21 protein-coding genes are annotated in these 24186 nt (G+C 55.2%); 5 read left to right on the forward strand and 16 right to left on the reverse strand.

Going from position 1 to position 24186, the window contains the following annotated elements; genetic code table 11:
* Positions 1-27 precede the first annotated feature (27 nt).
* The 11 genes from O2597_RS02205 to O2597_RS02255 all read right to left on the reverse strand — a co-directional run bounded on the left by O2597_RS02205 (position 28) and on the right by O2597_RS02255 (position 10740).
* Positions 28-1506, reverse strand: coding sequence for a Do family serine endopeptidase (locus O2597_RS02205; protein WP_269522543.1), 1479 nt, complete (start codon positions 1504-1506; stop codon positions 28-30).
* 61 nt (positions 1507-1567) lie between these two features.
* A complete protein-coding gene (locus O2597_RS02210) occupies positions 1568-2518 on the reverse strand; it encodes a ribose-phosphate diphosphokinase (protein WP_425603704.1) in 951 nt (316 codons plus the stop codon).
* On the reverse strand, positions 2515-3579 hold the full coding sequence (gene lpxD, locus O2597_RS02215; protein WP_269522545.1) for a UDP-3-O-(3-hydroxymyristoyl)glucosamine N-acyltransferase: 1065 nt from the start codon (positions 3577-3579) through the stop codon (positions 2515-2517). Before lpxD ends, O2597_RS02210 begins: the two co-directional genes overlap by 4 nt.
* 70 nt (positions 3580-3649) lie before the next feature.
* Complete coding sequence (locus tag O2597_RS02220; RefSeq protein WP_269522546.1) at positions 3650-4189, reverse strand: OmpH/Skp family outer membrane protein; 540 nt, start codon at positions 4187-4189, stop codon at positions 3650-3652.
* A 55-nt stretch (positions 4190-4244) separates the two neighbouring features.
* Entirely contained in the window at positions 4245-6605 is a 2361-nt protein-coding gene (gene bamA / locus O2597_RS02225; protein ID WP_269522547.1) for an outer membrane protein assembly factor BamA, read from the reverse strand.
* Positions 6606-6628: 23 nt separating this feature from the next.
* Positions 6629-8071 (reverse strand): replicative DNA helicase, encoded by a 1443-nt coding sequence (gene dnaB / locus O2597_RS02230; RefSeq protein WP_269522548.1) that lies wholly within the window; start codon positions 8069-8071, stop codon positions 6629-6631.
* A gap of 37 nt (positions 8072-8108) precedes the next feature.
* Positions 8109-8606 carry a 50S ribosomal protein L9 gene (gene rplI, locus O2597_RS02235; RefSeq protein WP_269522549.1) on the reverse strand — a complete coding sequence of 166 codons (498 nt, stop codon included), beginning with the start codon at positions 8604-8606 and terminating at the stop codon, positions 8109-8111.
* A 54-nt stretch (positions 8607-8660) separates the two neighbouring features.
* The gene (locus tag O2597_RS02240; protein ID WP_269522550.1) at positions 8661-9113 is read right to left on the reverse strand and encodes a single-stranded DNA-binding protein; all 453 of its coding nucleotides are present in this window, start codon (positions 9111-9113) and stop codon (positions 8661-8663) included.
* A 36-nt stretch (positions 9114-9149) separates the two neighbouring features.
* Positions 9150-9449 carry a 30S ribosomal protein S6 gene (locus tag O2597_RS02245; protein ID WP_269522551.1) on the reverse strand — a complete coding sequence of 100 codons (300 nt, stop codon included), beginning with the start codon at positions 9447-9449 and terminating at the stop codon, positions 9150-9152.
* Positions 9427-10035, reverse strand: a complete 609-nt coding sequence (pth, locus tag O2597_RS02250) for an aminoacyl-tRNA hydrolase (protein WP_269522552.1) — start codon at positions 10033-10035, stop codon at positions 9427-9429. The genes O2597_RS02245 and pth overlap by 23 nt, the downstream gene beginning before the upstream one ends.
* 51 nt (positions 10036-10086) lie before the next feature.
* Complete coding sequence (locus O2597_RS02255) at positions 10087-10740, reverse strand: 50S ribosomal protein L25 (protein WP_269522553.1); 654 nt, start codon at positions 10738-10740, stop codon at positions 10087-10089.
* Positions 10741-10940: 200 nt separating this feature from the next.
* On the opposite strand from O2597_RS02255, the gene nspC reads away from it, so the two are divergent.
* Positions 10941-12149, forward strand: a complete 1209-nt coding sequence (gene nspC / locus O2597_RS02260; RefSeq protein WP_269522554.1) for a carboxynorspermidine decarboxylase — start codon at positions 10941-10943, stop codon at positions 12147-12149.
* 207 nt (positions 12150-12356) lie between these two features.
* On the forward strand, positions 12357-13448 hold the full coding sequence (locus tag O2597_RS02265) for a sensor histidine kinase (RefSeq protein WP_269522555.1): 1092 nt from the start codon (positions 12357-12359) through the stop codon (positions 13446-13448).
* Between the two features lie 62 nt (positions 13449-13510).
* On the opposite strand, the gene O2597_RS02270 is transcribed toward O2597_RS02265, so the two are convergent.
* On the reverse strand, positions 13511-14524 hold the full coding sequence (locus O2597_RS02270; RefSeq protein WP_269522556.1) for a LacI family DNA-binding transcriptional regulator: 1014 nt from the start codon (positions 14522-14524) through the stop codon (positions 13511-13513).
* Positions 14525-14771: 247 nt separating this feature from the next.
* Between O2597_RS02270 and O2597_RS02275 the strand changes: the two genes are divergently transcribed.
* Entirely contained in the window at positions 14772-14933 is a 162-nt protein-coding gene (locus O2597_RS02275; RefSeq protein ID WP_269522557.1) for a hypothetical protein, read from the forward strand.
* Between the two features lie 39 nt (positions 14934-14972).
* Here O2597_RS02275 and O2597_RS02280 read toward each other — a convergent pair whose 3' ends face one another.
* The gene (locus O2597_RS02280) at positions 14973-17270 is read right to left on the reverse strand and encodes an SLC5/6 family protein (protein ID WP_269522558.1); all 2298 of its coding nucleotides are present in this window, start codon (positions 17268-17270) and stop codon (positions 14973-14975) included.
* A 216-nt stretch (positions 17271-17486) separates the two neighbouring features.
* Here O2597_RS02280 and O2597_RS02285 point away from each other — a divergent pair, with 216 nt between their 5' ends.
* Positions 17487-19778: a glycoside hydrolase family 65 protein gene (locus O2597_RS02285; RefSeq protein ID WP_269522559.1), complete on the forward strand. Its 2292-nt coding sequence runs from the start codon at positions 17487-17489 to the stop codon at positions 19776-19778.
* A 12-nt stretch (positions 19779-19790) separates the two neighbouring features.
* A complete protein-coding gene (gene pgmB, locus O2597_RS02290; protein WP_269522560.1) occupies positions 19791-20459 on the forward strand; it encodes a beta-phosphoglucomutase in 669 nt (222 codons plus the stop codon).
* Between the two features lie 217 nt (positions 20460-20676).
* On the opposite strand, the gene O2597_RS02295 is transcribed toward pgmB, so the two are convergent.
* The 3 genes from O2597_RS02295 to O2597_RS02305 are packed head-to-tail and all read right to left on the reverse strand — an operon-like array spanning position 20677 to position 24068.
* Entirely contained in the window at positions 20677-21477 is an 801-nt protein-coding gene (locus O2597_RS02295; RefSeq protein WP_269522561.1) for a ThuA domain-containing protein, read from the reverse strand.
* 12 nt (positions 21478-21489) lie between these two features.
* Positions 21490-22536 (reverse strand): Gfo/Idh/MocA family protein, encoded by a 1047-nt coding sequence (locus tag O2597_RS02300; protein WP_269522562.1) that lies wholly within the window; start codon positions 22534-22536, stop codon positions 21490-21492.
* 20 nt (positions 22537-22556) lie between these two features.
* Positions 22557-24068, reverse strand: a complete 1512-nt coding sequence (locus tag O2597_RS02305) for a sulfatase family protein (protein ID WP_269522564.1) — start codon at positions 24066-24068, stop codon at positions 22557-22559.
* Positions 24069-24186: the final 118 nt, after the last annotated feature.

The following is a 24186-nucleotide window of genomic DNA, read 5'->3' on the forward strand; positions in this document are numbered from 1 at the left end:
CCGCACCCGCTCGCCCCGGAAACATGCTTACTCGCGGTCCTGCACCCGGAGGATGATAAAGCGAGCCACTTCGCCATACCAGACATAGAGGCGGTTGGCCTCGCCTGTCACGATACGTGCTTCGATGTCTTCCGGCGTCTTTACCTTCTTGTCGTTGACTTCAAGAATCACCATGCCTCGGGCAAGGTTGTCGACATAAGGCGAATCGGACGCAACCGAACTTACGAGCACTCCATCGACAGAATCAGGAATTGAGAAGGCGGAACGGGCCTCATCATCCAAGGATTCGAACCCGACGCCCTCCAAAAATTCGTCGGTCAGGTCTTGGACCGCGGCCGTCCCGCTGAGGCTCCCCAATGTGACGGTCAGCTTCTGTTCCTTGCCTTTGCGGATCAAAGTCACCTTCACCTGGCTGCCCGGTAACATCTGGGAAACGACCAAACGCAACTGCGGCGCCGATTCGATCTCAATCGCGTCGACACGAATGATGACATCCCCGTGCTTGATCCCGGCTTTTTCTGCCGGTGAATCGTCCTGTACCTGATTGACCAAGGCACCGCGCGTCGAATCCAAACCGAAGGCATCGGCCATGTCTGGAGTCAGGTTTTCCGGATACAAGCCCAAAAGTCCGCGCGGAACTTCCCCATTCTGAATCAAATTCGTCATGACATGGAGCACCATGTTCGCGGGGATGGCAAAGCCGATGCCGATACTGCCGCCCGAGCGCGAGACGATTGCCGTATTGATCCCGACAAGGCGGCCACGGGCGTCAATTAACGCTCCGCCGGAGTTCCCCAGATTGATGGCGGCATCCGTTTGGATGAAATCTTCGTAACCGCCACCACCAAGGATACCCAGCGAGTTGCGACCGGTCGCGGACACGATTCCTTGCGTCGCGGTTAACCCGACTTCAAGCGGATTGCCGATAGCGAAGACCACGTCGCCGACACGCAGCTTTTCACTGTCTGCAATCGTCACGACCGGGAGCTCCGTTTCAGGCTCGATCTTCAACACCGCAACATCCGTCTTTTCATCCGAGCCAACCAGCTTTGCGACATATTCCGTGTTGTCCGTCAAACGGACACGAATCTCATCCACATCCCCTCCACGTGTGTCATGCACAACGTGATGGTTGGTCACAATATACCCGTCCGTGGAGACGATCACGCCGGAGCCCACACCGAGACGCTCCATCCGCTGGCGGGGCTCGGCATCGTTCGGAGTGCTCGGCTGCTGCGGCACGGGGTAACCAAACTGTCGTAATATCTCCGGTATGCCCGGCTGGCTGCTGCCCCGGTTTACCGTCACGTACTTCGACGTGTAAACCGCAGCCACAGACGGGGTCGCCCGCTCCAGCGTGTCCGCATAGGAGACGACCGGACCATGCGCTTCGGCTTCAACCGGACTGGTATCCACCTCCACCTTGAACTGCGGCGTATCGTCAGCTGCGCGGAGCAATGAACATGCGAAGAAAGAGACAAAGAGAAGAGAATACGATAGCTTCATATTGTATCAGTGCCTCTACATCGACAGCGGACCCGTCCGGGAGTTCCGGAACCGCTACGATTTAGAAACCTTTTACCGCAAACAAACCGGTCACACTCTCGTTCATGTGAATCCGCTTGATCCCTTCGCCCAACAGCTCGGAGACGCCGAGGACCGTGATTGGCACGCCGCTACGCTTCTCCACCGGAGTCGTATTGGTGGTGATCAATTCATCCAGCACGCCCTTTGAAAGACGATCATAGCCCAAGTCGTTCAAGACACCGTGGCTGACGGCGGCCATCACGCGATTCGCGCCGTGCTTCTTCAACAGGGCCGCCGCGGCACAGAGAGTTCCTGCGGTTTCGGTCATGTCGTCGATCAAGAGGATGTCGCGTCCTTCGGTCTCCCCCACCAGGGAAACCGCTTCCACCGTCTCGGCATCCGTACGGCGCTTGGCAATGAAGCCGAGCGGCACCTTCAGGAGATCGGCATAGGCCGACGCCATCTTCATCCCGCCAACGTCCGGGGAGAAAAGCGTGAGTTTTTCGCGGTCGATATTCTTCAGGTATTCAAACATGACCGGCGAAGCATATAGATGATCCACCGGAATATCAAAGAAGCCCTGGATCTGCTGGGCGTGCAAATCAACCGTGAGAACACGGTTCGCGCCGGCAGAAACGAGCAAATTGGCCACCAACTTGGAAGTGATCGGGACACGGGGCTGATCCTTGCGATCCTGACGGGCATAACCGTAAAAGGGGATCACTGCGGTGATCCGGCTGGCCGAAGCGCGGCGGGCCGCGTCGATCATTATGAAAAGCTCCATCAGGTGCTGATTCGCCGGATTGCAGGTCGACTGCACAATGAAAACATCCGCGCCGCGGATATTCTCATCAATACGTACAAAGCTCTCACCGTCAGGGAAGCTCTTTACGGTCGCTTTCCCGAGAGGAACGTTGAGGTAATTGCAAATCTGTTCAGCCAGTTGCGGGTTCGAGTTGCCGCAGAAAATCTTCATTATACTACCGTTCATTTGAGTGGGTCGCTGCTAGTCTGGGCGAGAGCCTTTACGGTTTTCTCTAGCTGGGCAAACTTTTTGAAAAGATCAGGCAACTTCTTTTGCAGCACATAAATCCGGTTAATCAACATGAAGGACTCCGCGGGAAAACCGCCCACTTTATCCCCGGCCCCGACGTTGCGAGTCACTCCTGAGCCGCCGGCAATAATGGCACCGTCCGAAACATGCAGATGTCCGGAGATCCCCGCCTGCCCCCCAATAATGACAAGATCGCCGAGGCTGGCACTGCCGCTGATGCCGACTTGAGCGACCACCAGACAGTGTTTGCCGATGCGCACATTGTGACCGATCTGTACCTGGTTATCGATTTTCGTCCCCTGCCCGATTCGGGTCGAACCGAAGCGGGCGCGGTCCACCGTGGTGTTGGCACCGATATCCACGTCGGCTTCGGTCTCCACGATTCCAATTTGAGGAACGCGCTGGTGAGCACCTTGAATATAGGCATAACCATATCCGTCCGCACCGATCACACAGCCCGGAAGCAGACGGTTGCGCGCGCCGATCTGACAGTAGTCGGCCACCACCACCCGCGGGAAGAGGTAGCTGCCCTCCGAAATCTGGGCAAACCGGCCCACGCAGACATGGGCCTCCAGCACGACGCCGTCTTCCACGACCGACCCTTCGCCGACCGTACACAACGGCCCGACCACAGCCGAATCCGCGATTTGCGCGGAGGGGTGAACCACCGCAGACGGATGCACCCCGGGTTCGGGCTTGGCCAGGAGCGACATCTCGATATCGCGGCAAACCAGAGCGAGGGCAAAGGAGGGATTCTCCAGACGCACGAAAAGCTGCCCTTCTTTCGGCTCACCTTCGTAATCCTTCGGAAGGAGAAGGACGGATGCATTCGACTGGGGAACGTCCTGCACATATTTTGGATTGCCAAGGAAAGACAGCTCTCCGGAACCGGCTTCCAGCAAGGAAGCAATCCCGCTCACCGGGGCCGCCGTTTCCCCCTGCAGGTCGGCGGAACCGACAATCTCGAGTAGACGCTCTATCGTGTAAGTGTATGCCATATAAGCTGTAAAAGAAAAAACCCTGCTCTATGCGAGAACAGGGTTTGAAAAAAATGAGATTTGCCTGGGCTTATTCCGCGTTGAGCACGGCGATCACAGAATCGGTGATCTCAAGCGAGTCGTCCGCATAAATCAGGTTGTTGGTGGCAATGACCAGATCGATCCCCTTGTCGGAGGCAACCGTGCGGACCGCCTCGATCGCTTTCTCCTGAAGCGGGGCAAGCTCTTCCTTCTGGCCTTGCTGAGCCAGTTGCTGGGCTTGCTGGCGGAACTGCTGCAGCTTGACTTGCTCGGATTGCAGTTGCTTTTGCAACTCCATCACCTCGGCACGTGCTTCTTCCTTGGCCTCATCGCCAAGAGCCGGGTTTTGTACCTTGGCTTCAGCTTCGCGGCCCTTGGTCACGATGTCCTGAATGGTTTGCTGCATCTTCTTCATCTCGTCCTCAACCGGAGCGACCGAGCCCTTCACCTTTTCCATCGCGGCTTGGAATGCGGTGTAGTCATTCATCAGGCGCTGCACGTTAACCGTGGCGACAACCGGTGTTTTTTGAGCAAAGAGGCCGACCACGACAAAAGCGCAGCCAAGGAATACGGTAGTGAGTTTCTTCATAATTATAAGTTCGATGGGTGGGTTATCAGAGATTTATACGTGGATCTTGGACGGCTTAGAAGCGGGTGCCAAAGGAAAAGTTGAATTGGGCACCGTCATCAGCTCCATCCGGGGTGGTGATGGGAATACCAAAATCGAGCTTAAGCGGCGACCCCATAAGCAGAATACGCGCACCAATACCCCAGTTGTCACCATAGTCGGAAGGACTGAAATCATAGTCATCGGAATTAACAAAACCCCAATCATAGAAAACAACCAGGCCAAGAGGTTCCGCAATCCGGAAAAGATATTCAAACGAGACCAATCCGTAGGTGTTGCCCCCGATTGCCTCATCGCTGCGGGTATCGCTGTCACGAGGACCGATGTCACGGTATTCAAAGCCGCGCAGGGATTCTGGACCGCCCAGGTAATAGCGGTCATAAAACGGGACCTCCTTACTCTGGCCATACGGGGAAATGGTCCCGGTCCGGGCCACAATCGAGAAGCTTTGTTCCAAGGTATCGAAGGTCGGGATGAAGTGAGCCATACGGCCTTCGAGACGGTAGTAGTTAACGTCCCCGCCAAGGCCAGCCACCTCGGAAAGGATGCTGCTGCGATTGCCCTTCCGGGTGAAAAGCAGGTTGTCTCGGGTGTCGCGGAGGAACGTCAGGCCGACCTTGGACACCACTTCCTCACCTTCTGCGGCTTCGAATGTATCCGGCACACCGTCATTCGGATCGATGGTATCGGAGTCACCCGCCACATCGAAAATATCTACCAGCTCAAGGCGGTAGGACAGGCGGGCTTCCACCAGTTCGAACAAACGGCGGCGCAGGTAGATTTCAAAACCGGTGCGCAACTCGTTATACTCCGTACTGTTGTAGTCGGACTCCGAACGGAACAATTCGACACCGAACGCCAGACGTTGCTCGAACAACCAGGGCTCCTCGAATGAGATGACGATCTGGTTACTGGAGGTACCGATCGATGCACGGAAACGGAACTTTTGCCCGTCCCCCTGAAAACCCGAACGCCAGTTGAACAAATCAAAATTTGCCTGGGATAGCTCGACGAAGAACACGGCGCTTTCAACCGAACCGAAACCGGCGCCAAAGCTGAAGTTACCTGTGCGTCCTTCACGCACCGCAACGCCCAAGTCCTTGCGCCCCGGCACATTGGTCGTCTCCGGGCTGAGGATGACGTCTTCAAAGTAGTTCGTATTCTTCAACCGGTTCTCACTGGTCTCCATCCGCTTCAAGTCAAAGACATCTCCAGGCCGCAGGGCCAGTTCCCGTACAATCACGCGGCTCTTACTCTTGGTATTCCCCTCCACCTTGATCGACTCAACGTAGTACTTCTCGCTTTCACGTACACGGAAGACGATATCGATCCGGCGGCTGTCCATATTCGGGACACGCTCGGCACGCACCCGTGTCTCAAGGTAGCCCTGGGAGGTATAATGCTCGCGAATCGCGGTTGCGGCTTCATCCACCGACTCAGGAGAAAAGGCGTCATCCGGCGCGATTTGCACCTGACGCAGCAGTTCATCTTCCGTGTAAATGGTCGCATCCAGCACCGACATGTCGCCCAGATAGTAGCGCTGTCCCTCATCCACGGTAATCGTGATACGTACCTTCTTCTCGGTCTTGAAATCGAATTCCACCAGGTTTTCGTCCACCACCACATCCAGGAAGCCTTCGTTGCGGTAGAACTGGCGTAAGAGTTCGAGGTCTTCCTTGAACTTCACTTCCGAAAACTTCCCGGTCCCGGTCAGCCAGGAGATCCAGCTGGCTTTCTTGGTTTCAAGGACCTTGCGAAGGCGCTTGTCCTTGAAGGACGCGTTGCCCTTGAAACTGATGCGGTTGATCTTCACCTTGCCGCCTTCATCGATGTCGAAGTTGACAGTCGCATATCCGGTCTCGTCATCCCGGATCAGACGATAATCCACTTCGATATCCGGATATCCTTTGTCCACATAGTACTCTTTGATGGCATCGGCCGCCAGACTCACCTGGTATTCATCCAGAGCCTGGTTCGTTTCCAACTCGGTTTTGGCGGCAAGACGGGAGTCGGAATACTCCTCATTGCCATTGAAGCGAATCTGCTGGATCAGGTATTTGCAGACCAGTTCGAAGACGACAACCACTTCGTCCTTCGGGTCCCCTTCCACCTTGACCTCAACAAACTCGAAATAGTTGGTCTTGTAGAGCGCCCGAAGCGACTGGTCGACCAGCGTCTGGCTGTAATCCATGCCCTCGCGCAACTGGATATTACCGAGCACATACTGGTCACTCACCGCTTGGAAGCCCTTAAAATCAAGGCGGACCGCTTTGACTCGCGGATACTGGGTCTCTGTTTCCTGAGCTTGCGTGGTGTTGACCACGGCCACCGCAAAGAGGCTGCAGGTCAGGAAGAGCATCGTGTTGAATAGGCGCATGTTATATAATACGAAGACAGTGGCTAACGATGGAAATTCTCGTAACGCGTGTAACGGCGGACGAAGGTCAAGTCGATATCCCCTACTGGCCCGTTACGTTGCTTGGCAATGATTAATTTGATATGCTCGACATCCCCGGGCAGTCCACCTTCCTGCACACCCTCGTCATCATCGCGTTTTTTGGGACGGTGCAGCATGAACACCATGTCCGCATCCTGCTCGATCGATCCGGACTCACGCAGGTCGGAAAGACGGGGATCGCGGTTCTCCTTTTCGGATTCACGATTCAGCTGACTGAGCACTACAACCGGCACATTCAACTCCTTGGCCAAGCCCTTCACCCCGCGCGAGATATCGGCGATCTGCTGCTCACGCTGGACCCTCGAGTCCGTACCACGAATCAACTGCAGGTAGTCGATGACGACAAGGCCCAGCGGGCTTTTGCTGTGCAAGCGACGCGCCTTGGCGCGAATATCCAGAATCGTGGAGTTCGAACCGTCGTCGATCCAAAGCGGAGCCGTCTTCAGCTCTTTCACCGACTGGGCGATGTCGGCGGAATCCTGCTTCGAGATGACCCGGTCACGGATGCGTTTCATGTCCACGCGCGCACGGCTGCAAATCAAACGCATGGCCAGCTGTGCCGCCGTCATTTCCAAACTGAAGACCAGAACACCGGCCGGGGTACGGCCGCCATCGGGCAGGATCGCATGTTCGGCGAAATTCATCGCCAAACTGGTCTTCCCCACGGAAGGACGTGCCGCCAGGACGATCATCTGGCCAGGGTGGAAGCCATAGGTCATGCCGTCCAGATCACGGAAACCGGACATCACACCGCCGGCTTCTTCGCGCCCGTTGAGCAGCGCATGAATGTCAGTGACAGCCTCATCCAGCGATTCACGAAGCGGTTTGGCCGCATCCGTCACACGGTCGCGGCTGATCTCGAAGATCTCCTGCTCGATCTTCTCGATGAAAGTGGAAATATCCTCCTGCTGGTCATAGCAGGCCTCGATCGCCTCCCGCGAAGTGCGGATCATCCGCCGAAGCAGGTATTTCTCATGGACGATCTTGGCAAAGTACCGGGCATGGACCGTGGTCTCAATCCGGTCCTGGATCGCGTAGATCGTGCTGATCCCCCCGATCTCCTCATCCTGCCCGTTCTTGCGCAGGTGCTCGAAGAGTAGGATTTCATCCACCGGGTCGCCGGTCTCGTACAAGTCGAGCAGCGCCTTGTAGATGATCTTGTGGGTATCCTTGTAGAAATAATCCGGAGCAATCTTGGCCTCGATACACTCCGTCAGGACCTCGCGCCCGCCATCAATCAAGCAGGCCGCGATGAGGCCTTCTTCGGCCTCGATACTGTGAGGCTGTACGCGGACATCCTCGTCTGCCGACCTGGATTTGCGCCCCCGGCGAAAGGAAGTACCTTTCCCGCGATCTTCATCCGAAGGCGAAAAATCAGGCGGCATACGACGAGCTTGAGTCTAATGTCCGCGCGCGTGAGGCTTATTCCTTGTCGTCGGAAGCGTCTTCAGCCACTTCCTCGATCGGATTCTCGGAAACGACTTCGAACTTCAGTTCGGCTTCAACGTCCGCGTGCAGCTTGACGTTCGCCACATGCGAACCCAGCTCCTTGATCGGCGCTCCGATGCCCAGTTGCTTCTTGTCGAGCTCGAGGCCTTCTTCCTTCAGGCGTGTCAGCACGTCGGCTGCCGTGACGGCACCGAACATCTTGCCACCCTCACCGGTCTTGACTGCGATCGCGATGCTGGTCTTGGCGATCTTGTCGGCAAGCTCGCGGGCGACTTCGAGTTCCTTTTGCTCACGTGCTTCGCGTGCCTTGAGGAGCGCATCCACATGCTTTTTGTTTGCCTGGGTGATGGGCAGGGCGAGCTTGCGCGGAAGCAGGAAATTACGCGCATAACCAGCGCGGACGCTCACGGTGTCGCCTTCGGCACCGAGACCTTTGATGGGTTGGAGGAGAAGAACCTGACTGTTGGCCATAATAGTGTTTTCGATTAAATTGATTTTGGTCTGTAGAGGAAGCAGATGGATTACTTAGAACGGGACGTCTTCGTCGAGCGTATCCTCCGGCTCGTTGCTGGAGCGGGACGAAGAGGAACCGGAACGCTGAGGAGGCGAGCTGTCCTCGTATCCCCCACCGCCGGAACTGTTGTCGTCACGGCCGCCGAGGAACTGGAAGTTCTCAAGAACCACACCCAGCTTGCTGCGTTTTTGCCCGTCATTGGACTCCCACTGGTCAAGCTTGAGGCGTCCTTCAACCATGATCGGACGTCCCTTGCGCATGTACTTGCTGATCACTTCAGCCTGCTTGCCAAAGGCATCAATGTCCACGAAGGTCGTTTCTTCACGACGCTCGCCGTCACGGGTCGAATACGCACGGGAAACCGCCAGCCCCAACTTGCAGATCGTGTGGCCGCTCGGGGTGACCCGCATTTCAGGGTCACGGGTCAGATTTCCCATCAGGATGACTTTATTGAAGGAGGCCATGAGCGATAAATGGAGTCGGCGGCGATGAGCAAAAGCTTAGAGCGCTTCGACAAAGATACGGTTCACGCGCTTGTCCAGGCGAAGCTTTTCCTTGAGCTGGGAAGGAACCGAGCTCGGACCGGCAAAACGGACTTCAAGATAGTGGCCTTGAGTGTAGCGCTTGTCCGCAGCACGGGCAAATGCCTTCATGCCGAGGTCTTCGCTTTGCGTGGCTTGGCCGCCGATGCTGCCAAGAGTTTCAGTGATATCAGCCAGTACCTTCTGCGAATCGTCTTCGGATTCACGGAGGTCCAGAATGAATGTTGCTTTATAGTTATTGGTGGTTGTTGCGCTCATGCTCTGTTGCTGTGCGTTGATTGATGATGTTCATGGCGGGCTCGATACCCTTGTCAACCACCAGCTGGACCGAGTCCAGGTAGCGGGGAAGTTGACCTGCCAAAGTTTCTTGTTCGTCCTTTGAGAAGCGGCTTAAGACATAATCCGCCAAGTCCATTGATTTTTCCGGTTTAGCGCCGATACCGATACGGAAACGGGCAAAACCGGGACCGACCTGCTGAAGCAGATCGGCAATCCCGTTGTGACCGCCCGCGCTGCCGTTGAGACTCAACTTAACACGGCCGAAGTCGAGCGTCAGGTCGTCATAACAGACGAGAAGCGACTCGGCTCCAAGCTTACGGTAGCGGAGAATGGCTCCCAAGGCACGACCGCTGGCATTCATATAGGTCTGTGGTTTGACCAGCAGCAGTTTGCGGCCGTCGGCTTGGGTCCCCAGCGCGGTCAGCGCCTCGAACTTGGCTTCTGCCTTCCAGCCGAGCTTGTACCGCTCCGCCAAGGCATCGACGAGTTCGAAACCGACGTTGTGCCGGGTATTGCGGTATTTGAGCCCCGGATTTCCGAGACCGGCGATCACCGCGATGGACATTGTGAAAGAACGAGTGGATCGGAGCCCCGAGAGGCTCCGGCAAAAGGAAAATTACTCCTCGGAAGCAGCCTCTTCCTTGACCTTGGAGGCAGGGACCTCGTCGGCGGCGACTTCTGCGGCTTCTTCGGAAGCAGCCACAGCCACTGTAGGCGGCTGACAGGAAACGACCACAAGAACCGAGTCGCCAAGATATTCGACTCCGTCGAGGGCCGGAAGGTCGCCGATGTGGATCGCTCCGCCCACAGCCAGCTTGCTGACATCGACTTCGATGTGATCGGGCAGCTTGGAGGGACGGCAGCGAATTTCGACTTCGTGCGCCTTGTGGTCGATCACGCCGCCTTCGTTCTTCACGCCGATCGCATCGCTCTCACCGACCAGATGAACCGGTACGTGGGCCACAAAGCTTTCGCCGCGGGCAACCTCATGAAAATCAATGTGCTCGACCGTATCCTTGATCGGATCGCGCTGGACGGCCTGTACGTGAGTCAGGGCAGTGGCCCCTTTCTCATCAGTCAGCTCGATCAGAGCAGCTCCGCCACCCATTTCGCGGCTGAGGTCGCGGAATGCTTCGGCAGAGAGAGAGATCGAACGAGCTTCGCCCTTGCTGTAGATGCTGGCCGGAATCTGACCGGAGGCGCGCAGGCGACGAGCGACACCGCGACCGGTTTTTTCACGACTGGAGACGTTAAGTTTATACTGCTGCATGATATTAAATACTGGGTAGAAAATGACCGATTGTACGACCTGAGAACTTGAGAAAACGGCGCACAATAAAACAGAGCATCCGAAAATCAACCCTAAGTTTGCCCTATTTTCCGCTTCCACCCATTGCACAAATCCTACCCGGAAGCACTGCGAAAGAGGCTCGCCAACGCCCCAAATGGACACAGGTTTACAGGCTGCTTATGGCTCAAGACCCAACGCCACCACTGACACCCGAACGCGCCGCCGCGCTGGAAGCAATTCCATTCGAAGCCGCCCCCAGCCCCGCCTATGTCGTCCACATGGGCCGGTTGGAGGACAATTGCCGATTATTGCAGGCAATCTCGGAACAATCCGGCGCCAGGATCCTGCTGGCACTGAAAGGCTTCGCATGCCACAGCACCTTCCCCCGGATTCGCCCCTTTCTGGCCGGCACCACCTCAAGCGGGCTCCACGAAGGCCTCCTTGCTCATGAGTACTTCGGAAAAGAGGTACATGTCTATTCCGCCGCCTACAAGCCCCACGAACTGGTGCAACTCAACCGCTTCGCCCACAGCCTGGTCTTCAACTCCTACAAGCAGCTCAACCGCGGCATCGAGATTCTGGGGGACAACCGGAAGGCGGAACTGGGACTAAGGGTGAATCCGGAGTATTCGGAGGTCGAAACCGAACTCTACGACCCCTGTTCCCCGTCCTCCAGACTCGGCACGACCCGCGAGGCACTCGACAAAGCTCTCCGGGAACTGGGCGATGCCGCACTGCATCAGCTGGATGGCCTTCATTTCCACGCCCTCTGCGAACAGGACTCTGATGCACTCGAACACACAGCCGAGGCCTTCGAGACCAAATTCGGCGACCTCATCCCCGGACGCAAATGGCTCAATTTCGGCGGCGGCCACCACATCACCCGCCCTGGCTATGACATCGAACGACTGATCCGCGTGGTTCGTCATTTCCGTGAAAAATACCAGGTCGAGGTCAACCTCGAGCCCGGCGAAGCCGTCGCGCTACACACCGGCGTATTGATCGTCACGGTGCTCGACATTGTCGAAGCGGGCGGGAAGCAGATCGCAATCACAGACTCGTCAGCGACCTGCCACATGCCGGACGTGCTCGAAATGCCCTATCGCCCGGCGATCCTGGGTGCGGACCTGCCCGGAGTCCACCCCCACACCTACCGGATCGGCGGCATGTCCTGCCTCGCCGGCGATGTCGTCGGCGACTACTCCTTCCCCGAACCCCTGAAAACAGGGCAGCGTCTGGTATTCCTCGACATGAGCCATTACACGATGGTCAAGAACACCACTTTCAACGGCGTCCCCCTGCCGGCAATCTGCCAGTTTGATCCGGCCCAAGGCCTGCAGGTCATCCGCAAGTTTGCTTACAGCGACTACAGCATGCGCTTGTCCTGAAGACATTTCAACGAATCCCAATATAGAGGATTGTATCTAGTCCAAAGCCCCCTCATAAGTACCAATTCTTATGAACAAGTGCTCGCCGAAAGGTATCTGGCTCGGATTGCTGCTCCTACTGCTGGCAATCGGGTCCACCATCCTTGTCTTCTCCGTTAGACAAGCGCGGTCGGGCGAAGCACCACCATCCGAGGCCGCCCCCAGCCCATGAAACTCACCGAACATCCATTTATCCTTAGCATCACCACAGCGCGCCGCGAAGCGATTCTGCATGAGGTTGAGTTGTTGCACATGGATGCCGGAGACCTCATTTTTGACGAAGGTAGCGCACCGGACGCCCTCTTTCTCACGCTCGAAGGGTCCGTCAATTTCTTTAAGTGGCGCCCCGACGGCTCGAAACACATCATCAGCGAGTCGGCGGAAGGTGGCTTCTTCGGCGAGGTCGGAGTCTTCACCGGGGAACACCGCGCGCTGGCAGCCGAAGCCGGCAGCAAGGCCCTGATCGGCAAAGTACCCGAAACCACCGTCAAGAAGATCATCGAAGATGCCGAACCGGTCCGCAAGATCCTGGAAAGCGTCATCGAGCACCTCAACAATACGACGCGCCACTACGTGGAAGACGTGATGAAGACCCAGAAGCTCAGCCTGGTCGGCACCATGGTCTCCTCCATCCTCCACGACTTTAAAAACCCCTTCTCCATCATCAGCCTCGGCGCCCATGTCATTCGCCAGCGCCACAAGGACGACCCGCGCACCGAAAAGATCTGCGAAAATATCGAAGCCCAGATCCGCCGCATGGTCGACATGGCCAACGATCTGGCCGCATTTTCCCGGGGCGACGACGAAATCGAGATCGCCTACGTCTCGATCGAACTCCTCTTCAAAATGTTCCGGGAGCTCAACACCCCCTTCTTCAAAGAGGAAGATATCACGATCGAACTGATCGACAACGGGCTCTCACTCATGGGAGATACCACCAAGTTGCTCCGGGTACTTCAGAATCTCGTCAGCAATGCGATGGAAGCCATCCATAACTCGGGCAAGACCGGCAAACTCACAGTCGAGGCATATGAGGCCGGCGAGCACATCCGTCTGACCGTGAGCGATAACGGCCCGGGCATCCCCGAGGAAATCCGCGACACCCTCTTCGAGCCCTTCGTCACCCACGGCAAAAACGAAGGCACCGGCCTCGGCACCGCGATCGTCAAATCCATCGTCGACGCCCACAAAGGTAAAATCAGCTTCGATACCGGCCCGGAAGGTACCACCTTTACCATACTTCTGCCCAAGGAACGGTAATCTAAAGGCACGGCTCAGCCCGCCAAACCTGCACCCGCACTAAAGAGAACGGCCAGACCCACTCACCGTCCCCGGCGCAGACTGGGCCCGTCCACCCAGGAAACCTCCGACATGACGGCTGTCGCGGCGCTGGGGATACCGGTTTCCCCCGCTTTCAACATGGAGATCACCAAGTCAACGGCCAGTTCACCGATTCGTTCCGCATTCTGATCGACACCGGCAATATGGGCGTCTTCCGGATTCCAATCCAAAGTCGCGTAATCGAGGCCCTCCGCAACCAGTCCGCTCGCGTGCAAGACCTCGCGCACCTCGGGCATGATTTCCAGCACCACTTCGATCCGTTTCGCTCGACACCAATCCACCACCAGCGAGAGCTCGTCCCCCAGACTGATGAACTCGACCTCAATTTCGGGATACTGCTGCAGAAAGTAGAGCAGCCCGGCATGCCAGAGCCCCTCCGTCCATTCCACACTCTCCTTCTTCATGCAAAAGCCGATACGCTTGTAGCCCTTGGCCCGAAGCTCGCCCAACGCCAGAATGATGGAGTGGAAATGATGGGCGATCGCGCGGTGCAACTTGGGCACCGTTAAGGAATGACAGAGACTAATCGCGGAAAAGCGCTCCCAATCAAAGTGACAGTCAGGTTCGCGTGCCATCTCAGGCCCAAAGCATAGCGCCTGGATCCCACGATGATAAAGTACATCATTTAACCGGCGGGCACTCATACCGGCCTCCCGAAGGCCGAAATTCTCGACCGCATAGCCAAGCTGCTCGGCCCGGCGATGCATGCCCACATGGCAACGACGAAAGAACGGGATCTGCCCCCAGTCGAACCCGGAAGGTACGCTTGTAATGAAGGCAATCGTCGTGATCGCGGATGGCCGGCCGCTACGACGCTGGGAAGCATAGGCTGAAATCAAAGGAGACGGGCGATAGCCCATTTCGTCCGCCAGGGCCTTCAACTCCTCGCGCTTCGATTCAGACACCTGCTTGCTATTGCGCAAGGCACGCGAAACCGTAGACGGGGCAACATTGGCCCGCTTTGCAATATCGTGAATCGTGACTCGGCGTTGCATGGTACGATAAGAGGAGAATCAAAACCAGAACCCATGCATACAATCAGTGCCACGGTCAAGCAAGCGGGCTTTAAGCTTTCGAAACGAAGCACGCAATAACAGCAAGCGTCAAGCCGAGTGAACGACTGCAAGAACCTGAACATACCAGACAAGCAAACACCTAAGCCGCCCCATCAAGACATACGGGATCTACCCCTTCTTTGTCGCGCAAAACCTGCCAGCCGGAATTTCCGTCCACGCCGTCGTCGTGTACCTGAAGAACAACGCCCCGATCAGTTTCTGGCTCTACGGACCCATCGGCAGCACCGTCACCTTCGTCACCGGATATCTCACTAGCTTCCTCCTGCCCGGAAAACCAAAACCCCTCGAAGGCTTAACCGTCGACTCCCTCCCCAAGGGGGACGAATAAGGTGCAGGGAACTCCGAAAATCTAGAGTCGTGTTTAGGATCAGTCGTCTTGCGGCTTGTGGGTGCGTGCTTCAAATGCCTTTTTATCGACTAACGAAACGTGCCCCTCGACCATACCGTTGTCGAGCGGATCATCGATGCGAGCGGCCAGGTCACGGAAGAGTTTACGGATGTCGATAATCCCTCCAATCAGGAACCAGAAGGTGGATATAATGCCGAGGATGGCGGTCACAACAAGACTCGTGATAAAGAAGTAGTTGCTCCACCACTCCACCGACCACGGTGAAATCGCATTCCAGATGAGCACGCCGACAAAGCAGAACCCGAATTTATACACGATTGCATAACCGAAGACCGACCATGCGATAATACGATCCCCAATCGTGTATTCCGGCGTGATGCCAATCAGTTTTTTATAGAAACTACGCAGGCTCCATTGAAACGGCTCCTTGTATTCATTCGAAACGTCATACTCACCACGGTGGAGCAAGCGGTCGAGGTTGTAAGGCTTGCGTTGGGTCAATGCCGAACCGATTACATAAGCCGCAATCCCAGATATCATCGCCATGAAATAAAGCTCGTAGGAGTTGATGGGAAACTTCACTGCATCCATTTCCCAAACGACATAGGGATGGAAGGGAGAAGAAACGGTCTCAAGGAAATGCCCCACTGAAGCATCCCAGCCATTGGATACGAGCCAAGGATAGACTGTCTCGGCCCAGTTACGCTGCAAATAAAGCCCCACCGCCGAAAACCCCGATCCGAAAATCAACGCTCCAAACGCACCCACCGAATTTCCGAAGCGGCTGTAAAGCCCGAAAATCATGATCGGTCCTGCACCGCCCAACCAAAGCGCGGTCATGATCACGGTGAACATGATGATGTAATCGATCTGAACGAAGAAGATCGAAACCACGAAGAAAAAGAGGCACACGCCAGTCGAAGTCAGACGAAGCAACAGGAGGTGTTGTTTGGGTGCGAGCGGTTTCTTGAAAAACGGGATGATGATATCCTGCACGATCGTCGAGGATGCGTTGAAGACCCGCGAGTCGTCCGTAGAGATCAGAAGCATGATCATCAGCAGACAGAAAAGCCCCATCAGGCCCACCGGCAGGATGTTCTTAAGTGCAACCGGCAACATCATTTGATGATAAAGCGTGCGAAACTTCTGATACTGCTGGTTCCCTTCCGGCGTGCCCCCCAGCGTCTCCAGTGCCGTATCCATGTATGGTGTGTCGATATTCACATCCTGCGAGAACGGGGCATCTACGCCGATTTCGTGGCTCTGAACCGGTATCGCCGACAGTTTGTCGTTGAGCTGTTCGCGCAGCGCATCATCCGGCACTGCCTCGAGCGAAACCTTCTGGATCAGCTCCTGCCGGATCTCATGGCTCTGGTCCGCAAATTTCTGGTGCGTCATCAGCGCGATGATCATCACCGCTACCATGAGCATCATGAGCGCGGCATAGAGGTTGCGCCAGGTCCCGAGAATGCCAGCCATCTTTTGCTCATGTGGAGTGCGGCCACTATTGGTCGTATCATTGCCGATCCAGCTCGCACGGTTCATAACTTTGCCCATAATCGTCACAAAGAGCGCAAAGATATTAAAATCACGCAGCTTCTCGATATCGAAAGGGTTGATAAAACTCTCCCCATTGGCCCGGTCCATCATTACCGGCCCGATCGTATCATGCCAACCGAAGTGCAGAAGGATATAACCCGCTAAAACCACAAAAATGGGATAACACATCAAGCCTTGGAAGGCATCCGAGATCAAAAGCGAGATTCGACCAGCTGGCCAAATCACAACCATGCAGAGGCAGAGCGACGCCCCCACAATCAGCCCGAAGGTCGGCAGGTTAGTTCCGAAGATCATCACTTTGTGCGGCAAGCCGAGGAAGTAGATGAAGAAATTGGCGGCTACTGCAGGGCCAATCGCATTGGTGATCATCTCCGAAAGGGTGCGGATCGTCGACGCCACAATCCGCAACGGCCTGTTATAACGCATCTCGAGAAACTGACCGATCGAAAGGGACCGCGTCTCCCGGAAGCGATACACACAATAGCCGGTCAATCCCATGATGATAACCACAGGCACCTCTAAATACTCCCAGAAAGTCAGGGCATAGCCCACCTGATACTTGGACTCCACCAACGCTACGAGCGTAATGACACTCAACCCTGAAGTCAGGTCGCCGGCGGAAATAACATAGCGTCCCGCCACACGCCCGGCCGCCAGGAAGTCGACCACGCCACGAACATATTTCTTACTATAGACGGCCAGAAACAGGATGATTGAAATGGGGACGATCGTGATGATCCAATCAATGAGATGCATGACGTATGATAAGGTTAGTGGCTGCTAGCTGGGGTTACAAAACCCCGAAATGTAACCAACCGCCACCCTCAGACAAATGGCACGCATTGGTTATCTATACTTACCAATACTAAAAGATTACAGAAGACTGCATGATGCGGCAAAGCTCAGATCTGCTGAGCACCGGAGCGGTTTCCGAAAGACGCCGGCATTCTTATTTAGCCCCTCAGTGTAGTCATGAAACTTGCAACACCCCCGACCTCTACAGACTGGATTCTCTCTGAAGACGACTTTCTGCCCAATCACATTGAAGCCAATGGAAACAAATTCCTGATCGGCAACGGCTACATGGGCCTACGTGGCACGCTCGAAGAATTCGGGAAGGAACACCTGGCAGCCTGCACCCTCTCCGGGCTGTATGATCAATCCGGGGATAAATGGCGCGAGCCTGTCAATGCGCCCCATGCCTACAACCTGACTCTGATCGTCGATGGCATCGAACTTTCCACCTTAAAAAGTGAGCTCGTTCAACATTCGCAGCAATTGGATCTGGCCAATGCCACGCATCGCCGCAGCACGACTTACCAGCTCCCCTCAGGCAAAACCATCAAGCTGGAGATCAACCGTTTCCTCAGCCTCGATCAAAAGCACCTGGGTGTCATGCAATGCCGGATAGAGGCATCGGAACCATGCTTGGTTTCTGTCAGCTCTCATATTTCGACCGACATATGGGACATCAATGGGCCACACCTGGAAGCATTCAAGAGTGACGCAATGGAAGGCACACTCTGCCTTGAATCCCACACAGTCGAAAAGCAAATCACAGTCGTCGTCGCCTCGACCATAGAGAGTTCCGAAGAACTCCCCTTCATGTGCGAATCCGCGACGAATATGCATCTCTGCGAATTCAAGGCAGAGGCAGGCATCGAATACAGCTTCTGCAAATACATCGCCACTCACACCGGCGTGGAGAGCCATGATCCGAAAGCAGCTGCCATCACGACCCTGGAAACCGCCCGTTCACTCGGACTCGACGCAATCAAAGAAAGTCACGACCAAGCATGGAAGAAGCGATGGACCAACAGCGATGTGCAAATCGAAGGCGACGAAGAAGCACAGAATGCGCTGCGCTATTCCATCTATCATCTGCTGATCGCTGCTCCGGAAAATGATCATGCCTCGATTCCTGCGCGCGGGCTTTCCGGCCAAGTCTACAAAGGTGCGATCTTCTGGGATACGGAGATTTTCATGCTCCCCTTCTTCGACCACACCCAGCCGGAGCTTGCACGCCATTTAATCCAGTATCGATACCATACCCTGGACGGTGCACGCCGGAAAGCCGCCGAGAATGGATTCCGGGGCGCCTTTTATGCATGGGAGAGTCAGGAAACCGGCGACGATGCCTGCACTTTCTTCAACGTCACCGACGTCATCACCGGTCGCCCCATGCGCACCTACTTCCGTGATAAGCAGATCCACATCAGCGCGGACGTGGCCCTTGCGATTTGGCGGCATTATCAAATGACCGGTGACCTCAGCCTGCTCACCGAGGGCGGCGCGGAAGTCATTCTGGAATGCGCCCGCTTCTTCTACAGCTACGCGTCATACAAACCGGAACGTCAGCGCTTCGAGCTGCATGACGTTGTCGGGCCCGACGAATATCACGAGCGCGTCCACAACAACGCCTTCACCAATGCCATGGTTCGCGCAAGCCTGCAGATCGCACTGCAGATTACCGAGCTCCTCAAGGCTGAAGAGCCGCAAGCCTACGACACGCTCATTGCGAAACTCTCCATCGCAGAAGAACTCGCGGGCTTTGAGCATATGGCGGCAAACCTTTACATTCCAGCTCCGGATAAAGACACAAAAATCATCGAACAATTTGACGGTTATTTTAAGCTCGAAGATAACCGTCCGGAAAGCCTCAAGGAACGCCTGATCCACCCGAACGAATATTGGGGTGGCGGCCACGGCATCGCCACGACGACGCAAGTCATCAAGCAGGCGGATGTGGTGCTCATGCTACATCTATTCTCCGAGCAATATGCTTCCGAGATTAAACAAGCCAACTGGGAATACTATGAACCGCGCACCGAGCACGGCTCCAGCCTCAGCCCTTGCGTCTACGCACTCCTTGCGGCGGAGCTCGGTAAGACCGAATGGGCCTATAAATACTTCCTGCGCACCGCCACCATCGACCTCACCGGTAAATCCAAACAGTTCATCGGCGACCTCTACATCGGCGGCACTCACCCCGCCGCAAACGGCGGTGCTTGGATGGCTGCCATCCTTGGCTTCGCCGGTCTTCGAACCGGCGGTGATACGGTGCAACTCAATCCACAGCTACCTGAAAGCTGGGAGCAGCTCAGCTTCCGTTTCGCAAAGCTTGGACAGTGGTTCTCGGTCAAGATCACCGCCGATCAAATCGAAGTCACTGCCGACGCAACGAACGCCAAAGCCATCGAGTTTGACCTCAGTGGTGACCTTCTGGCCTGCGAAGTCGGCGCCACTATCCAAACCAACCGATAACCTTTTTTAAGCATGCAAACCAGCACCTGCATTCCCTCTTTTCTCGAGAACATCAAAGGCGCCATCTTCGACCTCGACGGCGTCATTGTCGACACGGCGAAGTATCATTATCTTGCTTGGAGAAGACTGGCCGAAGAGCTTCGCTTCGAGTTCACCGAAGCCGACAACGAACGCCTCAAAGGTGTCAGTCGTGTTCGTTCACTGGAGATCCTGCTTGAAATAGGTCAGATGGACATTGGCGATGCGCTCAAGCAGGAAATGCTGCGTCTGAAGAACGAATGGTATCTCGAATACATCTACAAGATGCCGAAGGAAGAAATCCTTCCCGGAGCCCGCGAATACATTGAGATGCTCAAAGCCAATGGAGCCAAAGTCGCCCTCGGTTCCGCGAGCAAGAACGCCCCGCTCATCCTCGAACGCTTGGAAATCACCGATCTCTTCGATAGCGTCGTCGACGGCAACTCGGTGTCCGAAGCAAAACCCGCTCCCGACGTATTCCTCAAGGGCGCTCAATCCCTCAGCCTCGCTCCCGAAGACTGCGTCGTCTTCGAAGATGCAGAGGCTGGCATCGAAGCCGCCCACCGTGCGAAGATGAAAGCGGTCGGCATCGGCAGCAAGGCACTACTACCTGAAGCCGACTATAACATCAGCGGTCTGGATCAACTCATCGAAAAACCTTAGAGCGGTGTCAGCTAAATAAGCTACAGAAATACATTTTGCTCTGAAAAAGTTATAGAACCAACGGAGCTAGGGCGTCCCGCCCTAGTCCCCTTTCAACACTATTATATCAGGGCAGGATGCCCTGACTCCATTGGCACGGGATGCAACCTTTGTAAGGTAATGAACTTCGATGAAGCACACTAGGGCTTGTTTATAAAGCCTCGGCGTTCAGGATGTCTTAGCGATACCCCTGCTCGCCGGCTTTGTGCACGCTGGCACCTTTGGCCACGATCTTTTCGGGTGCTTGATCCACCGGCACATTCGGTGCTTTCAAGGCATTGGTCCACATTCCCTCCGGACGTGCCCATTCCACCGCATTCGCGAGGACCTGCCGAACCTGCGGGTTGTAATAGATGGGATAGGTTTCGTGGCCGGGACGGAAATAGAAAATTTTACCATTGCCGCGTCTCCAGGTGCATCCGGAACGGAAGACTTCCCCGCCCTCAAACCAGGAAATAAAGATCTGCTCGTCGGGAGTCGGAATACCGAAGGGCTCCCCATACATTTCCGTCTCGGGAAGTTCGATACACTCGCCCAAGCCGCGAACGATGGCGTGGCCCGGGGAACAAACCCAAAGCCGCTCGCGCTCGCCGGCTTCACGCCATTTTAGGGCACAGGATGTGCCCAGCAGTCGCTTGAAGATCTTGGAAAAGTGTCCGCTGTGCAGCACGATTAAGCCCATGCCTTGCAAGACCCGCTCCTGCACCCGGTCGACCACTTCGTCACTCACTTTACCGTGCGCACAGTGTCCCCACCAGAGCAGCACATCGGTCTCGGCCAGACTCGCTTCAGTCAAACCATGCTCCGGTTCTTCCAAAGTCGCCGTATTAACGATCACATTCTCGCCCAGGAGCTCTTTGAGGCCTTCGGCAATGACTGCGTGAATGCCATTGGGATAAATGCCCTTAACGACTTCATTCTTAACTTCGTGAACGAACTCATTCCAGACGGTCACTCGTATGGGTGATGTAGTTTGCATAATGATCTCCTTTTAAAATGTAATCTTGTGATCGACCTTGCTCGATTCGACCGAGGCCGAAAGTAGCTTTTGAATTTCCAACCCACGCTCGAAGTCAGGCTGTTGCTGAACGCCTGTCTTGATACTTTCAATGAATGATTCATAAACCGTAGGCGTTGGCGGACAATAGAGCGTCTGCCAGGGCTCGGTGTTTCCGTTTGCATCAATCCGGCAGAACTCAAGCACATCATAGGCGCGATCCAGATCAATCCGCACCGTGCCAAGCTCACCGTAGATCCGCATCGACAAAGAATTCCGGTGTCCGGTCGCATAGCGGGTTGTGGTTACCATGCCGACCGCCCCGTTCTTGAACTCGAGTGTGATCAAAGCGGTATCGTTGGCATCCAGATTATAATCACCGATCCGATTTTCCGGAGCTTTGTCGAAGTTCTTCAGCTGGCAATATAGGTTGGCGACGCCACCGACCGGATAGGTGGCAAAATCAAGCACATGAATACCGATATCGCCGAGGACACCATTGCTGCCATGTTCGGTCGAGAGACGCCACAACCACTTGGACTCCGTCTTCCAGTCGCCCCAGTATTTGGCGTTCAGCCAGCTTTGAAAATAGTTCGCTTCGACGTGGTAAATCCGCCCCAACTCGCCGTTCTGTATCCATTCAGCCGCACGCTGGAGGGCCGAACTCTTGCGGTAGGTAAAGTTCACCATATTGATGACTCCAGCCTTTTGAGCAGCTTGTGCCATGGCTTCGGCATCCGCGACATTTGTCGCCAGGGGTTTCTCACAGAGAACATGCTTCCCCGCCTCGATCGCTTGCAAGGTGAGTGCCGCATGCGTTCCGTCCGGAGTAACAATCGATACCGAATCGATCGGGCACTTTGCCAACATCTCGGCAACATCCGTATAGCACTCGGCAATGCCATGAACATCGGCAAATGCCTTCACACGGTCTTCGAACAGATCACAGCAGGCAACGAGCTGAACCCCTTCGATCTGAGCCATCTCCCGTGCATGACTGTTGGCCATTCCGCCAGTTCCTATAATCGCATGTTTTATCATGTAGATATTCCTGATTTAGTTTAAATTTGCTTCTCTACAGTTAACGGCGCCGCCAAAGGCGGAAATTCATTCGGAATTTCGAAACGCTCGCGAGCGACCTCATAACGCAGTTTCATTGCCTGCAAAATCTCCGCATAGGCAGGGTCGGAATGCACACTTTTCATCTCCGTTGGATCGTCTTCCAAATCGAAGAGATTGTATTCACCTGTCGTGTAGAAATGAATCAACTTATAGCGCTGAGTCCGCACCCCATCATGCGCGGGCACCCCATGTGGACGGTTCATGTAGTAGTGATAATAGAGGTCTTCGTGAATCTCTTGTCCTTCCACGACACGCAAGAGCGAGGTGCCGTGCATATCCGCCGGCGTCTCCAATCCAGCCGCCTCTAAGAAGGTCGGCGCGTAATCGATATTTTGGACCAGTTGCTCAAATTTCGAACCGGGCTCGATCGTATCCGGCCAACGCATCAACAAAGGCATGCGCATGGATTCTTCAAACATCCAACGCTTATCATACCAGCCATGTTCCCCCAGATAAAAGCCCTGGTCCGAGCAATAGACCACAATCGTATCCTCAGCCAAACCGGCCTCATCGAGATAATCCAGCAAGCGACCGACATTATCATCAATACTCGCCACACAGCCAAGGTAGTCGGCTAGATACTTCTGATAGACCCATTCCAAAAAGGCTTCGTCGTCCAAGGCTTCATTTTGCAGCTCGGATTCGCGTCGCTTGATAAACTCATCCCAGAGTGCACGTTCCTCCGGGGTCATCCGATGCAGCTCATCGTCGTTGACCACGCCATCCTTCATCTTGAAATCGAGCCGCGAGGCATTGGGTCCCGGATCACTGACTTTCAGATCGGTATCCCAGAACAAGTGACGCGCGATCATCATTTCATTCTTCTGAAGTAATTCAGACCGGCCCGCGTAATCATCCGCCAGATTATCGGGTGTTGGAAAAGTCGTCTTCGTATACTTCTCCATATGGCGCAGCGGGGGAAACCAGGCACGGTGCGGCGCCTTGAAATGGCAACAGGCCACAAAGGGCTTATCCTGGCTGCGTTTGTTTTGGATCCAATCCAAAATCGTATCGGTGGTGATATCCTCGGAGTAGCCCACCTCCTGCACACTTCCTTCTGCAGTTAGGTATTCCGGATTGTAATAATTCCCCTGTCCCGGAAGCACTTTCCAGAAATCGAAATCCTGAGGCTCACAATGGAGGTGCCACTTGCCGGCGATCGCCGTTTCATAGCCCGCATTCCGCATTTCCCGGATAAAGGTGGTGGGCACCGGGCTCAAGCTATGCCGAAGCGTGAGAACCCCATTTTGGAAACTGTGCTTTCCGGTCAAAATAGCCGCCCGGCTGGGCGTGCAGATCGAATTGCAGCAGAAGCTTTGATTAAATACGCCGCCCTCGTTCGCCAAGCGATCGAGATTCGGTGTCTGATTGATCTTCGAACCGCATGCCGAGATCGCGCCCACCGCGTGATCGTCCGACAACATGAAAAGGATATTGGGTCTTTTTTTCATCGAAAAAACTACTGTTGATACAAACTACGCGTCAAAGAGCAGACTGAATAATTTTAGGGGAGGGATATCATTTATACGGTAATAAATGGCAGGTTAAAGCAGGCACCTTTGATGACGA

The organism is Coraliomargarita parva (assembly GCF_027257905.1).
GTDB lineage: Bacteria > Verrucomicrobiota > Verrucomicrobiia > Opitutales > Coraliomargaritaceae > Coraliomargarita_A > Coraliomargarita_A parva.

Coding starts and splice junctions, on each gene's coding strand:
- O2597_RS02285 (WP_269522559.1), top strand. CDS start 17,487: ATGAAACTTGCAACACCCCCGACCTCTACAGACTGGATTCTCTCTGAA.
- nspC (WP_269522554.1), top strand. CDS start 10,941: ATGGCTCAAGACCCAACGCCACCACTGACACCCGAACGCGCCGCCGCG.
- O2597_RS02245 (WP_269522551.1), bottom strand. CDS start 9,449: ATGAGCGCAACAACCACCAATAACTATAAAGCAACATTCATTCTGGAC.
- O2597_RS02255 (WP_269522553.1), bottom strand. CDS start 10,740: ATGCAGCAGTATAAACTTAACGTCTCCAGTCGTGAAAAAACCGGTCGC.
- O2597_RS02270 (WP_269522556.1), bottom strand. CDS start 14,524: ATGCAACGCCGAGTCACGATTCACGATATTGCAAAGCGGGCCAATGTT.
- O2597_RS02210 (WP_425603704.1), bottom strand. CDS start 2,518: ATGAACGGTAGTATAATGAAGATTTTCTGCGGCAACTCGAACCCGCAA.
- O2597_RS02295 (WP_269522561.1), bottom strand. CDS start 21,477: ATGCAAACTACATCACCCATACGAGTGACCGTCTGGAATGAGTTCGTT.
- O2597_RS02220 (WP_269522546.1), bottom strand. CDS start 4,189: ATGAAGAAACTCACTACCGTATTCCTTGGCTGCGCTTTTGTCGTGGTC.
- pth (WP_269522552.1), bottom strand. CDS start 10,035: ATGTCCATCGCGGTGATCGCCGGTCTCGGAAATCCGGGGCTCAAATAC.
- O2597_RS02240 (WP_269522550.1), bottom strand. CDS start 9,113: ATGGCCTCCTTCAATAAAGTCATCCTGATGGGAAATCTGACCCGTGAC.
- O2597_RS02280 (WP_269522558.1), bottom strand. CDS start 17,270: ATGCATCTCATTGATTGGATCATCACGATCGTCCCCATTTCAATCATC.
- bamA (WP_269522547.1), bottom strand. CDS start 6,605: ATGCGCCTATTCAACACGATGCTCTTCCTGACCTGCAGCCTCTTTGCG.
- O2597_RS02265 (WP_269522555.1), top strand. CDS start 12,357: ATGAAACTCACCGAACATCCATTTATCCTTAGCATCACCACAGCGCGC.
- O2597_RS02205 (WP_269522543.1), bottom strand. CDS start 1,506: ATGAAGCTATCGTATTCTCTTCTCTTTGTCTCTTTCTTCGCATGTTCA.
- lpxD (WP_269522545.1), bottom strand. CDS start 3,579: ATGGCATACACTTACACGATAGAGCGTCTACTCGAGATTGTCGGTTCC.
- dnaB (WP_269522548.1), bottom strand. CDS start 8,071: ATGCCGCCTGATTTTTCGCCTTCGGATGAAGATCGCGGGAAAGGTACT.
- O2597_RS02305 (WP_269522564.1), bottom strand. CDS start 24,068: ATGAAAAAAAGACCCAATATCCTTTTCATGTTGTCGGACGATCACGCG.
- pgmB (WP_269522560.1), top strand. CDS start 19,791: ATGCAAACCAGCACCTGCATTCCCTCTTTTCTCGAGAACATCAAAGGC.
- O2597_RS02300 (WP_269522562.1), bottom strand. CDS start 22,536: ATGATAAAACATGCGATTATAGGAACTGGCGGAATGGCCAACAGTCAT.
- rplI (WP_269522549.1), bottom strand. CDS start 8,606: ATGGCCAACAGTCAGGTTCTTCTCCTCCAACCCATCAAAGGTCTCGGT.